General features: G+C 66.3%; 14 protein-coding genes and 1 tRNA gene. 5 read left to right on the top strand and 10 right to left on the bottom strand.

From position 1 onward, the window contains the following. Positions 1 to 57 precede the first annotated feature (57 nt). From AC6BOR_RS14415 to AC6BOR_RS14435, 5 genes are all read left to right on the top strand, one after another. Positions 58 to 132: transfer RNA gene (locus tag AC6BOR_RS14415), tRNA-Val, on the top strand. A 58-nt stretch (positions 133 to 190) separates the two neighbouring features. Continuing rightward, positions 191 to 1,201 (top strand): EF-P beta-lysylation protein EpmB, encoded by a 1,011-nt coding sequence (gene epmB / locus AC6BOR_RS14420; protein WP_498059056.1) that lies wholly within the window; start codon positions 191 to 193, stop codon positions 1,199 to 1,201. Between the two features lie 84 nt (positions 1,202 to 1,285). Then, positions 1,286 to 1,717 carry a glycine zipper 2TM domain-containing protein gene (locus AC6BOR_RS14425; protein ID WP_498059057.1) on the top strand — a complete coding sequence of 144 codons (432 nt, stop codon included), beginning with the start codon at positions 1,286 to 1,288 and terminating at the stop codon, positions 1,715 to 1,717. A gap of 33 nt (positions 1,718 to 1,750) precedes the next feature. Next, complete coding sequence (locus AC6BOR_RS14430) at positions 1,751 to 2,377, top strand: glycine zipper 2TM domain-containing protein (RefSeq protein WP_498059058.1); 627 nt, start codon at positions 1,751 to 1,753, stop codon at positions 2,375 to 2,377. Between the two features lie 86 nt (positions 2,378 to 2,463). After that, positions 2,464 to 2,955, top strand: coding sequence for a Dps family protein (locus AC6BOR_RS14435; protein ID WP_498059059.1), 492 nt, complete (start codon positions 2,464 to 2,466; stop codon positions 2,953 to 2,955). Positions 2,956 to 2,961: 6 nt separating this feature from the next. On the opposite strand, the gene AC6BOR_RS14440 is transcribed toward AC6BOR_RS14435, so the two are convergent. The 10 genes from AC6BOR_RS14440 to AC6BOR_RS14485 all read right to left on the bottom strand — a co-directional run bounded on the left by AC6BOR_RS14440 (position 2,962) and on the right by AC6BOR_RS14485 (position 12,538). Continuing rightward, positions 2,962 to 3,588 carry a DUF1345 domain-containing protein gene (locus tag AC6BOR_RS14440; RefSeq protein ID WP_498059060.1) on the bottom strand — a complete coding sequence of 209 codons (627 nt, stop codon included), beginning with the start codon at positions 3,586 to 3,588 and terminating at the stop codon, positions 2,962 to 2,964. Then, positions 3,585 to 4,757 carry a Na+/H+ antiporter NhaA gene (nhaA, locus tag AC6BOR_RS14445; RefSeq protein WP_498059061.1) on the bottom strand — a complete coding sequence of 391 codons (1,173 nt, stop codon included), beginning with the start codon at positions 4,755 to 4,757 and terminating at the stop codon, positions 3,585 to 3,587. The genes AC6BOR_RS14440 and nhaA overlap by 4 nt, the downstream gene beginning before the upstream one ends. 45 nt (positions 4,758 to 4,802) lie before the next feature. Next, positions 4,803 to 5,891 carry a dTDP-glucose 4,6-dehydratase gene (gene rfbB, locus AC6BOR_RS14450; protein WP_498059062.1) on the bottom strand — a complete coding sequence of 363 codons (1,089 nt, stop codon included), beginning with the start codon at positions 5,889 to 5,891 and terminating at the stop codon, positions 4,803 to 4,805. Then, positions 5,888 to 6,739 carry a dTDP-4-dehydrorhamnose reductase gene (rfbD, locus tag AC6BOR_RS14455; protein WP_498059063.1) on the bottom strand — a complete coding sequence of 284 codons (852 nt, stop codon included), beginning with the start codon at positions 6,737 to 6,739 and terminating at the stop codon, positions 5,888 to 5,890. The genes rfbB and rfbD overlap by 4 nt, the downstream gene beginning before the upstream one ends. Further along, a complete protein-coding gene (gene rfbC / locus AC6BOR_RS14460) occupies positions 6,736 to 7,281 on the bottom strand; it encodes a dTDP-4-dehydrorhamnose 3,5-epimerase (RefSeq protein WP_498059064.1) in 546 nt (181 codons plus the stop codon). Before rfbC ends, rfbD begins: the two co-directional genes overlap by 4 nt. A gap of 11 nt (positions 7,282 to 7,292) precedes the next feature. Beyond that, positions 7,293 to 8,138 carry a 2OG-Fe(II) oxygenase gene (locus AC6BOR_RS14465; protein WP_498059065.1) on the bottom strand — a complete coding sequence of 282 codons (846 nt, stop codon included), beginning with the start codon at positions 8,136 to 8,138 and terminating at the stop codon, positions 7,293 to 7,295. Further along, a complete protein-coding gene (rfbA, locus tag AC6BOR_RS14470; RefSeq protein WP_498059066.1) occupies positions 8,125 to 9,042 on the bottom strand; it encodes a glucose-1-phosphate thymidylyltransferase RfbA in 918 nt (305 codons plus the stop codon). Before rfbA ends, AC6BOR_RS14465 begins: the two co-directional genes overlap by 14 nt. After that, positions 9,039 to 10,226 (bottom strand): Coenzyme F420 hydrogenase/dehydrogenase, beta subunit C-terminal domain, encoded by a 1,188-nt coding sequence (locus tag AC6BOR_RS14475; protein ID WP_498059067.1) that lies wholly within the window; start codon positions 10,224 to 10,226, stop codon positions 9,039 to 9,041. The genes rfbA and AC6BOR_RS14475 overlap by 4 nt, the downstream gene beginning before the upstream one ends. 75 nt (positions 10,227 to 10,301) lie before the next feature. Beyond that, on the bottom strand, positions 10,302 to 11,276 hold the full coding sequence (locus AC6BOR_RS14480; RefSeq protein ID WP_498059068.1) for a hypothetical protein: 975 nt from the start codon (positions 11,274 to 11,276) through the stop codon (positions 10,302 to 10,304). Between the two features lie 101 nt (positions 11,277 to 11,377). Further along, positions 11,378 to 12,538 (bottom strand): polysaccharide pyruvyl transferase family protein, encoded by a 1,161-nt coding sequence (locus tag AC6BOR_RS14485; RefSeq protein ID WP_498059069.1) that lies wholly within the window; start codon positions 12,536 to 12,538, stop codon positions 11,378 to 11,380. Positions 12,539 to 12,576 lie beyond the last annotated feature (38 nt).

Raw genomic sequence — 12,576 nt, forward strand, 5'->3', positions numbered from 1 at the left:
TGGGGCTTTACAGCGCCCGCCATCTCGCCTAATCGGCCGCTCCGCACGCGGAACATCGGGCGCGTAGCTCAGCGGTAGAGCACTGCTTTCACACGGCAGGGGTCACAGGTTCAATCCCTGTCGCGCCCACCATGTTCCCCCAAGACCCCGCAGCACTGGCTGCGGGGTTTCTTGTTTCAGGGCCCGACCGATGAACGCGCATCCGCAGCAGATCTGGACCGATTGGCAGGCGCAGCAGCGGGCGGCGCGGATCAGCACCGCCGATTTGCTGGCCGAAGCGGGGCTTTCAGCTGCGGATTTCCCGGCCGGCGTGCTGGCGACGCCCGATTTCCCGGTTTCGGCGCCGCCGCATTTCCGCAGCCTGATCCAGCGCGGTGACCCCAACGACCCGTTGCTGCGGCAGGTGCTGGCACGCGGGGAGGAGGCGCTGCCGCAGCCCGGCCGGCTGACCGACCCGCTGGAAGAGGCGGATTATCGTGCGGCGCCGGGCCTGCTGCGCAAATATCGCAGCCGGGCGCTGATGATCGCATCCGGCGCCTGCGCCATCCACTGCCGTTACTGTTTCCGCCGCCATTATGATTATGGCGCCACCATGCTGACCCGCGCCGGCGAGGCGGAGGCGCTGGCCGCCATCGCTGCCGATCCGGCCATCGAGGAGGTGATCCTTTCGGGCGGGGACCCGCTGTCGTTGGGGGATGCGCGGCTGGAGGGGCTGGTGACGGCGATTGCGGCTGTGCCGCACGTAACGACTCTGCGCCTGCACAGCCGCACGCTGATGACCATCCCGGATCGCGTGACGCCGGCGCTGATCGACCTGCTGCGTGACACTCGGCTGGCCGTGGTGATCGTGGCGCACAGCAATCATGCCAATGAGATTTCTGCCGATGTGGCGGCCGCGCTGGGGCGGCTGCGGGCGGCCGGGGTGGCGCTGCTCAACCAATCGGTGCTGTTGGCCGGGGTGAATGATGATGCCGCCACCATCGCCGCGCACGCCCGCCGTCTCTTTGCCGCCGGCATGCTGCCTTATTACATGCATCTGACCGACCCGGTGGCGGGCGCGGCGCATTTCGATGTGGATGAGGCGCGCGCGCGGGTGCTCGAGGCCGAGTTGCGCGGCCTGCTGCCGGGCTATCTGGTGCCGCGTTTCGTGCGCGAGGTGCCGGGCCGCGACGCCAAGACGCCGCTGTGGGCGCTGCCCTGAAGCTGAACGGGCGATAACAGGCCTGTTCAGCCTGTTCACATGCCATCTGTGCGAATCATCGCTCCATCAACAGGAGCGAAGGACATGCAGATGCGCACGATCATCACTGGCCTGATGGCCGCCACCTTGGCCGCGGCCGCCCCGGCTGCCGCCCATTGGCAGGGCAACCCGCCGCCGCAGGCCGGCTGGCAGGATGCCGGCTGGAATGATCAGCGCGGCTGGAACGACGGCCGCAACTGGAACGATGGCCGGGGCTGGAACGGCAATGGCGGCTGGAACGACCGGCGCGGCTGGGACGACGCCCGCTATCAGGATGGCCGTTATTACGAAGGCCGCGGCGGTTATTGCCGCCGCAGCGATGGCACCACCGGAACGTTGGCCGGAGCGGCCGTGGGCGGTGTGATCGGTTCGGAACTGTCGCGCCGGGGCAGCCGCACCCAGGGCGCCGTGTTGGGCGCGGTGGTGGGCGGCCTATTGGGCCGCAGCATCGACCGCGGCCGCGTGGTCTGCCGATGAGTTTTTTCCGATCAACCATGGAGGAGTGATGCCATGACGACGCGTTTTTCGATGATGATGCTGGCCGGGTTGGCCGTTTCGGCGCCGGCGCTGGCCCATGATGATGATTGGCGGGATCGCCGCAGTGCCTCTCCGCGCGAAGTCGCGCGCAGCTGGGACCGTGTGCAGGACGAGCGCCGCGACCTGGCCCGCGCACAGTGGCGGGGCGACCGCGAGGATATCCGCGAGGAACGGCGCGAGCTGCGCCGGGCGGAGCGTGAGTTCGTGGAAGACCGCCGCGACCTGTATCGCGCCGGCTGGGGCGGCGGGCCGGGCCATGGCCGTGGCTGGGGCCCCGGCGGCCGGCCGGGCAATGATTGGACCTGGCACCGCGACGGCTGGAACCGGCCTGGCTGGCATGCCGAGTATTTCTATCGCCCCGGCGGTTATCGGCCTTATCGCCTTGGCTGGAATGATCCGGTGTGGCGCGGGTATGACAACCGCTATTATTGCCGGCGCAGCGATGGCACCACCGGCCTGATCGTGGGCGGTATCGCCGGCGGCGTGCTGGGCAATGTGCTGGCGCCGGGCGGATCGAAGACGCTGGGCACCATCATCGGCGGTGCCGCCGGGGCCGCCATTGGCAACAGCATCGATCGCGGCCGGGTGATCTGCCAATGAAGTGCGAGGCGATGGCGTTCATCGGAAAATCCGGTTGGACGTCATCGCTGCGGCCGGCCTATCCCTATGCATAGAGGAGAATGGTGATGGCCAAGAAGAAGCACAAGGGCGACGAAATCGATCTGGGCATGGCCGATGGCCAGCGCAAGGCGATTGCCGACGGATTGGCGCGGTTGCTGGCCGATACCTACACCCTGTATCTGAAGACCCACAATTTCCACTGGAACGTGACCGGGCCGCAGTTCAACTCGCTGCACCTGATGTTTGAAGGCCAGTATAGCGAATTGGCGCTGGCGGTGGACCTGATTGCCGAGCGCATCCGCGCGCTCGGCGAACCGGCGCCGGGCAGCTATTCGGCGTTTGCGAAATTGTCGTCCATCAAGGAAGCCGACGGCGTGCCGAAGGCGGACGAGATGGTGCGCATTCTGGCCGAGGACCAGTTGGCGGTGGTGCGCACCGCCCGGGCCGTGTTCCCGCTGGCCGATGCCGCCCACGACGAGCCGACCGCCGATCTGCTGACCCAGCGCATGCAGGTGCATGAAAAGACGGCGTGGATGCTGCGCGCCAACCTGGGATGACCTCGGTCAGGCCAGGGCGCTGGCCATGACGCTGACCGTGAGGGCAATCACGGCGATGTTGAAGGCAAACGACATCATCGCATGGGCCAGCACCAGGCGGCGGACAGGCCTTGCGGTGATGACGATGTCTGACACCTGGAAGGTCATCCCGATGGTGACGGCGAAATAGAGAAAATCGCTGAAATCAGGTGCGGTTTCATTACCGGGAAATTCCAGGCCGCCGGCGATATGAGCACCGGCCGGCTTGTAGAACAAATGCATGTAATGCAGCGCGAACAGGCTGTTGGCGAACAGCCAGGCCATGGTGAGTGAACCGGCGGCAACGAGCAGCCGGGGCAGATCATGGCCACCACCGCGCAATTCGGCCGCCAGCCCGACGAGCACGGCGGCCAGCACCATGAGGGCCAACCCCCGCATGATGCCGTGGCCCGGTTCGGCCGCGCGGCTGCGCAGATGGCTGGCGGTGGCGCCGCGCAAGTGCAGCATCAGCACCACCAGAAACGCCGCCACCGCCCCATCGAAGGCCAGCAGCGCTGCCGTGTCACGTGGCAGCAGCGGCACGAGGGCGAGGCCAAGCACGGCGGCAGTGAAGGCGAAGGCGGCATAATGGGGAAAGCGGCGCAGGCCGGTCATGCCGGACGGCCCCTGCCCAGCACGGCGAGGCCCAACAGGGCGGATGCAAGGCTGCCGGCGATGATACCCAGCTTGGCGGTCGCTTCGGGTTGGCTGCCGGCACCAAAGGCAAGGGCGGCGATGAACAGGCTCATGGTGAAGCCGATGCCGCAGAGCAGGCTGAGGCCCCAGAGCTGGCGGGTGGTGGCGTGGGCCGGCATGTCGACGATGTTCAGGCGCACCAATGTCATAATGGCGCCGAAGATGCCGATCTGCTTGCCCAGCAACAGGCCGAGCGCGATTCCCAGCACCAGCGGATCGAGCGCGGCGGCCAGTGACAGGCCGCGCAGATCGACGCCGGCATTGGCAAAGCCGAAGATCGGCACGATGGCAAAGCCGACAATGGGCGCCAGCGCATGTTCGACGCGCAGCAGCGGGCTGTCATGGGCTTCCGGCGTGCCGGGCGTGGCGCGGATCGGCAGGGCGAGCGCGGTGATGACGCCGGCCAGGGTGGCGTGGATGCCGCTCATGTGGATGGCCAGCCACAGGCCGGCGCCGAGCAGCAGATAGGGCCAGATTGCCTGCACGCGCCGCCATGAGAGCAGGGCGAGCGCCGAAGTGAGGGCAGCAGCAACGGCAAGCGCGGCGAGGTTGAGGCCGGTGGTGTAAACCGCGGCGATGACGACGATGGCGCCCAGATCATCGATCACGGCAATTGCGGTGAGGAGCAGTTTCAGGCTGGCCGGCACGCGGTCGCCCAGCAGCGCCATGACGCCCAGGGCAAAGGCGATATCGGTGGCAGTCGGGATGGCCCAACCCGGCAGATTGGCCGGCACCGCGCGGTTGATGGCGAGATAGACCAAGGCCGGCACCGCCATGCCGGCCGCGGCCGCCACGCCGGGCAGGATCCGGCGCGGCCAGCTGGCCATTTCACCATCGACAAATTCGCGCTTGATCTCGCAACCGACGAGCAGGAAGAAGATCGCCATCAGGCCATCGTTGATCCAGTGCAGCAGGCCCATCGGGCCAATCTGCAGGTGGAGCAGATGGAAATATTGATCGGATAGGGGGCTGTTGGCGGCAAACAGCGCGGCGGCGGCGGCCATCATCAGCACCTGCCCGCCGCCGGCCTGGCTGGCCAGCAGTTCGCGAATGACGGTGAAGCGCAGACGGGGCAGGGTGGGGCGCATGCCCCTGATCTATCAGGCCCGGCGCGCGGGTGGAATCAAAACCGGTCAGCGCGTGTAGTTGGTTTCGACCCAGTCGCGATAGCTGCCGTCCATGACGGCGCGCCACCAGGCTTCGTTGGCGAGATACCAATTGAGGGTTTCGGCGAAGCCCTGCTCGAAGGTTCGGGCCGGGGCATAGCCCAGTTCGGCGCGGGCCTTGGTTTCGTCGATTGCATAGCGGCGATCATGGCCGGGGCGATCGGTGACAAAGGTCTTGAGGCTGGCGGTGGGCTGGCCCTTGGCGGCGGGCGCATCCGGGAAGCGGGCAGCCAGGCCGGGATCGGTGGCAAAGGCGGCATCCACCGCCGCGCACAGGGTTTCAATGACGGTGAGGTTGGGCAGTTCGGCGCCGCCGCCGATGTTGTAGGTCTCACCCACCTGGCCCTTCAGCAGGCAAGCCTCGATGCCGCGGCAATGATCCTCGACGTGCAGCCAGTCGCGGATCTGCATGCCATCGCCATAGATGGGCAGCGGCCGGCCGTGCAGCGCGTTGATCAGGAACAGCGGGATCAGCTTTTCCGGGAACTGGTAAGGCCCGTAATTGTTTGAACAATTGCTGGTGGTGACATTCAGCCCATAGGTGTGGTGCCAGGCGCGCACAAGATGGTCGCTGGCGGCCTTGCTGGCCGAATAGGGGCTGTTGGGGGCATAGGCCGTGGTCTCGCTGAACGCCGGATCATTGGGGCCCAGCGTGCCATAGACCTCGTCGGTGGAGACATGGTGGAAGCGGTGGGGCTTGCCGCCGTCGGCCAGCCACACGGCGCGGGCAGCGGTGAGCAGCGACAGCGTGCCGATGACATTGGTATCGACAAAGGCGGCCGGGCCGTGGATCGAGCGGTCGACATGGCTTTCGGCTGCGAAGTGCACGATGGTATCGATGTTGCCATCGCGAAGAAGTTGTTCGACCAGCGCGGTGTCGCGGATATCGCCATGGACGAAGTTGACGCTGTTGGCGCCTTCCAGATTGGCGCGGTTGCCGGCGTAGGTGAGGGCATCGAGCACGGTGACGGCATCATTGGGGTGATGCCGCCGCCAATAATGGACGAAATTGGCGCCGATGAAGCCAGCGCCGCCGGTGACGAGAAGATGGCTCATGCCAGCATGTCCTTCAGGCAATCGATCAATTCGGCCCGCCAGTGGCGCGCCGGGCCAGTGATGGCAAAGCTGCTGGCCTTGTCGAGCACGCTATAGGCCGGGCGCTGCGCCGGGGTGGGATAATCGCTGGTGGCGATAGGGATGATCGGCACCTGGCGGTTGAGCAGGCCAAGCCGCAGCGCTTCGTCCTGAATTGCCACAGCAAAATCATACCAGCTGGCCACGCCGGCATCCGTCCAGTGGAACAGGCCACTGTGGCCATCCAGCGCCCAGATGGCGCGGGCCAGGCTGGCGGCATGGGTGGGTGTGCCGATCTGATCGGCAACCACCCGCACCTCGTCCCGTTCGGCCATCAGGCGCAGCATGGTGCGGACGAAATTATTGCCTTGCGCGGCATAGACCCAGGCGGTGCGGATGATCAGCGGCGATGGGTGGTGGGCCTGGGCGGCCTGTTCGCCGGCCAATTTGGTGCGGCCATAGGCGCTGGCGGGAGCGGGCGGGGTTGCGGGCGCATAGGGCGTGTGGCCGCGGCCATCGAAGACATAATCGGTGGAAATCTGCACGAAGCGCGTGCCCGATCTGGCCGCGGCGGTGGCAAGATGGGCAACAGCGGTGGCGTTGACCAGCAGCGCGGTGGCCTCTTCGGCCTCTGCCTTGTCAACCGCTGTCCAGGCCGCGGCGTTGACCAGCAGATCGGGCGCGGTGTCGGCGACGATGCGGGCGACGGCATCGGCGTTGGTGATGTCAAACTCTGCCTCGGGCGGGGCGATCAGGGTGACGCCGGCCGGCGCCGTGGCGGCCAGCGCCCGGCCCAACTGCCCGCCGCTGCCGGCAACCAGCACCTTCATGCGAACAGCTCCGCATCAGCGAGCAGCGGCGCGATGGCATCCTTGCCCGAAAGGGTCGGCACCGTGCCGACATCGGGCCAGGCGATGCCGATGGCCGGATCATCCCAGCGGATCGCCCGTTCATCGGCCGGATTGTAGAAGCTGGTCACCTTGTACATGAAGTCCGCGCTGTCGCTGGTGACGATGAAGCCATGGGCAAATCCCGGCGGCACCCACAGCATGCGGTGGTTTTCCGCCGAGAGTTCATAGCCGACCCATTGGCCGAAGTGCGGCGAGCCGCGGCGGATGTCCACCGCCACATCAAACACGCTGCCGCTGGTCACCCGCACCAGTTTGCCCTGTGGATCGCTGAGCTGATAATGCAGTCCGCGCAGCACGCCCTTGGCCGAGCGGCTGTGATTGTCCTGCACGAAATCCAGATCGAGGCCGAGGCCGGCAAAGGTGCGGCGGTTCCAACTTTCCATGAAGAAACCGCGCGCGTCGCCGAACACCCGGGGTTCGATCAGCTTGACGCCGGGCAGCGGCGTGTCGATGACGTTCATGCCGCCAATCCTCAGGTTTTCGATTTGGCGAAGAAATTCCGATAGATGGCCGGCGGCAGCCAATCGCGCAGCATGTGGCGGCGCATCACCTGCCAATCAGCGCGGTCGCTGCTGCCAGGGCGGCTGCGGAACACGGTGGTGCGATCCGGCTGCACCTCCAGCCCTTCGGTGGGGGCCGAATAATAATACATCGCCACCGAACGGCGGGCGCGGTCGGGCGGGCATGCCAGCGGATCGGGCACGCCGTGGAAACTGTCGAGATCGGTGTTGAACACCACGGCGCGGCCCAGGCTGGGCAGCACGCTGTGGGTGCGCCGGCTCATGTCGCGTTCCCACAGTTCCAGCGCGCCGTTCCACGCGGCATCCCAATCATCGTTCAGATAGATCAGCAGGTTGAGGCGGCGAAACACGCCCATGCCCTTGTGGATGTTGAAATCGGCATGGACGCCCAGATGGCCGCCGGCGCGCGTTTCGTGCAGGCCGCCACCCAGATAATGCGGATCGACGATCAGCTTGTCGATGCCGGTCAGCGCCGACAGGAAGGCCACCATCGGGGCGGAGTTCATTTCGGCAAGGAAGTTGCGGATGCGCGCGCTTTCGAGGTTGACCGGCTGCCATTCGAATTTGAGCCGTTCCTGATCCCGGTCATAACCGACCTTGGCGCCGCCGGCTGGCCATTCGCTGATCAGGCCGCGCAGCAGATCGGCATCGATGAAATCATCCATCACGATGTGCGGAAACGGCGTGGCGGCGGCATATTGCGCGTGCAGCGCCGCACCGGCGGCCTGCGCCTGCGCCGTGTCGAGCTTGAAGGCGCCGGTGGCGCTGTCGAGCATCCGGGTTTCAAGAATTGGCATGATGTCCCCCTTGCATGGCCTTGCCTTGCTGCAGTTGTTCCAGAAGATAGGCGCCATAGCCGGACTTCCTGAGCGGTTCGGCGATGCGTGCCAGTTGCGCATCGTCGATCAGCCCACGCCGCCAGGCGATCTCTTCAGGGCAGCAGATTTTCAGACCCTGGCGCTCTTCCACAATACGTACATATAGCGCGGCATCGAGCAACGAGGCATGGGTGCCGGTATCGAGCCAGGCAAAGCCGCGGCCCATCAGCTCGACATTCAGCTTGCCGGCTTCGAGATAGAGCCGGTTGAGATCGGTGATTTCCAGTTCACCGCGTGGGCTTGGCTTCAGGTCGCGGGCCAGCGCCACGGCGTCGCCATCATAGAAATAGAGGCCGGTGACGGCATAATTGCTCTTCGGCACCGCCGGCTTTTCCTCGATCGTCTCGGCGCGGCCCTGCGCATCGAAGGAGACGACGCCATAGGCTTTGGGATCGGTGACATAATAGCCGAACACCGTGGCGCCATCGGTGCGGGCGGCAGCGCTGGCCAGCAATTCCGGCAGGCCATGGCCGTGGAAGATATTGTCTCCCAGGATCAGCACGCTGGGATCGTTGCCAACGAAATCCGCGCCGATGTGATAGGCCTGCGCCAGCCCTTCCGGGCGCGGCTGCTGGGCATATTGGATGTTCATGCCCCAATCGCTGCCATCACCCAGCAGGCCCTGGAAGGCCGGTGCATCCTGCGGCGTGGTGATGATCAGCACGTCACTGATCCCCGCCAGCATCAGCACCGACAGCGGGTAATAGATCATTGGCTTGTCATAGACCGGCATCAGCTGTTTCGAGACCGGCTTGGTGAGCGGATAGAGCCGCGTGCCCGAGCCGCCGGCCAGGATGATGCCGCGCCGTTTGGTAGCCATCATGCCGTTCCCTTGATGAACCGGCGCACCAGGCCGGCAAAGCTTTTCAACTGCTGCAGCAGCGGCTCGCGCCGGGCGGCTTCGGTGACGCCAAGGCCGAGGTAGCGCGGCACCGGCCGGCCGACGAGGCGCATTGCCATCAGGCGCGAGAGGACCTGGCGCTTGCGGCGGGCCTGGTGCGGCTGCATGCGGATGATGTCGGCCACCGGCACAGTGTCGGTGGCGACGGCGCCGGCGGCGCGGGCGGCATCGAGCACGGCAAGGCCGGCCGGCGTGCGGGCCATGACCAGGCTGCGGCCATCGCTTTCCTCGAAACTGGGATAGCCGCGGTCATCGCCATACCAGGCATCGGCGCAGGCGACATCGGCGGCGGCGCCCACGGCATCGGCGCAGATCTTGCAGCGGAATTGGACTTCCTTCGACAGGATGCCGCCCCAGCTGTCGTTGTAGCTCATGCGGCGGCTGCTGCCATCCTTGAGGGTGGCGGTGGCGAAGCCTGGCCAGCCATCGCCGCGAAAGCGGAAGGCCGCGACTTCGGCCGGTTTGGTGCCGAGATGATCGAGGATGCGGCCCACAGCCCGGTCTGACGGGATGCCGGCGCAGAAGAAGGCCAGCATCAACGGCACGCGTTCGGCCAGCGCCGGATCGGCCTTGGCCCGGGCGCGCAGGGCAGCGACATCGCAGGGCTTGCCGACGAAGGCGAAGCGGCCGGGCCGGGCGAGCCAATCGTTGAGGCCGGCGAGCGGCGATGAGCGGGTGTAGCGCGAGCCCGCGGCTGACAGGATATCAGCGGCCGAGGTGGAGATGCTGGTGATGTTGCCGGTCGGTTGATCAGGATCGGCCCGCACCTGCACGACGAAATCGACAAGACCGGTCGCCAGCGCATGGGCCAGCAGGGCCGAGATCATGCCGCCCGACGAGGCGGTGTGGCGCATCGCCGGATCGGTGGAATGGCCGACCCCGGTGAACAGCTGCGGGCCCCACAGTGGCTCGTCGGGATCGTGCGGATTGTCGCGTTCGTCCACCACCAGCGCCGGGCAGGCGGCGGCGATGGCGGCATCCTCGGCCGCGGAAACCGGGCCGGTCTGCTGCGGGCGCGACCAGCCGGGGCCGGCGCTGGCCATGCGGATGCCGGGCGACACGGCCGCGCACAGGCCGCAGCCGGTGCACGTGTCTGCCCGCGTCACGCGTCGAAGAAAATCAGCCTGCATGACCCCCACCGTCATCTGCTTTGGCCGCCGGCGCCGCCGGCGCCGCCGACGTTACTTGGCCGGTGCGGCAGTGGCCTTGGCGGCGCCGGCCTTGGCACGCGCATCCTGTGCCGCCTTTTCCTTGGCAGCGGTTTCGGCGGCCTTGTCCAGCTTCTTGGCGGTGTTTTCCGGCGTGTCATAGCCGGCGGCATAGATGATCTTGCCCTTGTTCACTTCGCGCAGGCGGGTCAGCTCGGCCTGCAGGCGCTTGGAAATTTCCTGGCGCTGGATCAGCTGTTGGGCATAGGAAATGGCGCGCTCGCCCAGGAACGGCTCGGTCTTCTGTTCGCTGACGACGTTGACATAGACGATCGGCGCCGGCGAACCGGCCGGCTGGTCGACGAACATGAACGGCTCACCATTCGGGCCCTGGGCGAGGCGGACGATTTCGGTGCTGAGCCGCGGATCGAGCAGCAGCGTGTCGATCTGCTGCGGCGCCCGGCGATATTCGACATTGGCATCCAGCAGGAGCCGTTCCACGGTCGCCATGTTCTTGGCATCAGCCAGCGGCACCTTGGACGACAGCGGCGTTTGCAGGAACTGGATCTGATCGAGGGTGAGGACGCGGCGGTCACCGAAGATGATCGGATTGTCCTGGATGAATTTCTGGGCCTGTTCGCGCGGGGTTTCCGAAACCTTGCCGGCGACTTCGGCCTGCAGGGCCTGCACCAGCAGGTTTTCATCGTTGCGGGTCTTGGCCAGCACGAACTGCGGGAACTGGTCCAGCTTGCGGCGCTTGGCTTCGGCAGCGAGCATCTTGCGTTCGATCACCCGGGCCAGGCCAACCGATTCAATCAGCTTGGGCGACACGCCGCCGGCCGACGGGGCAATGCCGCTGGCTTCCATGTTGACTTCGTTGATGGTGACTTCCTGGCCGTCAACGGTGGCGACGACCTGGCCTTCCGGCTTGTCGGCCGTCTTGTTGCAGGCAACCAGCAGCAGGCTGGTGGCTGCCGTGAACAGCAGGTGCTTTGGAAGCTTGGCCATCATTGTCTCCATCATCAGTTTGCGGCCGCCGCGCGCCGCTTGTTGCCGTTCTCTTGCCGTGGCCGCCCATGACGGTCAATGGCAGAGGCGGGCAGGTGAAATCAGTGCGCCGCTTCTGCGAACAATTTTGCCAGCGCATCGACATAAGTGGTGAGCCCGGCATTGATCGCCGGGGTGGCGCTGGCGATGTCCGTTGCCAGCCGGGCGCGGTTCTCAAAACCGTTCAGGATCATGACCAGCGCCGCGTCCGTTGTCATGTCGCGGCGGACCAGCCAGTCATAGCCGAGCGCGCCGAACAGGCCTTCGAACTTGCGGCTGTAGCTGATGGGGACCACGGGCACGCCACTGGAAAAGGCGCCGATGGTGGCATGCATGCGGGCGCCGGTGAGAAAATCGAGGCCGGAGATGAAGCTCTTGGCGTCGCTGGGGCCGTTGAAATTGGCCGGGCGGCGCAGTTCGGGCCAGCGCGCCTGCAGCCGTTCTGCCGCCAGACAATCATCTTCCACCGGCATGTGCGGGGCCAGCACATGCGGCACCAGGTGGATGTCGCAATCGCCGCGGGCCAAGAGGGTTTCGATCAGGCGGTGGGTGAGTTCGGCATAGTCAAAGCCCAGGCCATATTCATTGTTGCCGGCATGGCCGCCGTTCATCAGCAGGCCCGACACGTTGATGCCGATCTGTGGGCGGCCCGGTGTCTTGGCGCGGCGCGTGAAGGGCAGGGCGAACGCCACATCGACCACTTGCCGGGCGGGCACGCCGGGCGCCAACTTGTCCAGGGCCGCCAGTGACAAGGCATCGCGGGTGAAGATGGCGCGGGCGCGGCGGCTGATCCAGCCGGCGATGGCGCTGTGCGGCTGGCGGCTGAACGGGCCGATGGTCTGCGGGCTGAGCACCAGCGGGGTGCCAGCGAGGATCGCCATGATCTTGGTGCCCATCATGTAGGCAAAGCGCTTGTCGGGATAGATATCGGTGAAACTGTCACCGCCGCTGATGTCGAGGATCAGATCACAGGCGCGGGCATCGGCCAGGAAGCCGGCGGGGTTGACCATATAGCGGCCGGTGATTTCGCGGGTGGCGACATTGGGGCCATCGATGCAGGGCGGGCCGGGATCGCGCGAACCGATGACCGTGAACCGCGCCGAGACGCCGGCCTGTTCGGCGGCGCGGCGGGCAAGGGCAAGGTTGCTGGCGGTGAGGGCGCCGACGCCAAGGTTGGTCGCCCCGGCAAAATGCCACAACAGGCCGATGTTGATCTCTTTCACGGGTGGATATCCAGCTTGGTGCTTTGGCCGGGTGCCGG

This window comes from Sandarakinorhabdus sp. FBCC-B8862 (assembly GCF_059745315.1).

What these genes read in the sequence shown, in the direction of transcription:
- AC6BOR_RS14440 (WP_498059060.1), bottom strand. Translation starts at nt 3,588, where the DNA reads ATGACCGGCCTGCGCCGCTTTCCCCATTATGCCGCCTTCGCCTTCACT.
- rfbC (WP_498059064.1), bottom strand. Translation starts at nt 7,281, where the DNA reads ATGAACGTCATCGACACGCCGCTGCCCGGCGTCAAGCTGATCGAACCC.
- AC6BOR_RS14430 (WP_498059058.1), top strand. Translation starts at nt 1,751, where the DNA reads ATGACGACGCGTTTTTCGATGATGATGCTGGCCGGGTTGGCCGTTTCG.
- AC6BOR_RS14480 (WP_498059068.1), bottom strand. Translation starts at nt 11,276, where the DNA reads ATGGCCAAGCTTCCAAAGCACCTGCTGTTCACGGCAGCCACCAGCCTG.
- rfbA (WP_498059066.1), bottom strand. Translation starts at nt 9,042, where the DNA reads ATGATGGCTACCAAACGGCGCGGCATCATCCTGGCCGGCGGCTCGGGC.
- AC6BOR_RS14425 (WP_498059057.1), top strand. Translation starts at nt 1,286, where the DNA reads ATGCAGATGCGCACGATCATCACTGGCCTGATGGCCGCCACCTTGGCC.
- rfbB (WP_498059062.1), bottom strand. Translation starts at nt 5,891, where the DNA reads ATGAGCCATCTTCTCGTCACCGGCGGCGCTGGCTTCATCGGCGCCAAT.
- nhaA (WP_498059061.1), bottom strand. Translation starts at nt 4,757, where the DNA reads ATGCGCCCCACCCTGCCCCGTCTGCGCTTCACCGTCATTCGCGAACTG.
- AC6BOR_RS14465 (WP_498059065.1), bottom strand. Translation starts at nt 8,138, where the DNA reads ATGCCAATTCTTGAAACCCGGATGCTCGACAGCGCCACCGGCGCCTTC.
- AC6BOR_RS14435 (WP_498059059.1), top strand. Translation starts at nt 2,464, where the DNA reads ATGGCCAAGAAGAAGCACAAGGGCGACGAAATCGATCTGGGCATGGCC.
- epmB (WP_498059056.1), top strand. Translation starts at nt 191, where the DNA reads ATGAACGCGCATCCGCAGCAGATCTGGACCGATTGGCAGGCGCAGCAG.
- rfbD (WP_498059063.1), bottom strand. Translation starts at nt 6,739, where the DNA reads ATGAAGGTGCTGGTTGCCGGCAGCGGCGGGCAGTTGGGCCGGGCGCTG.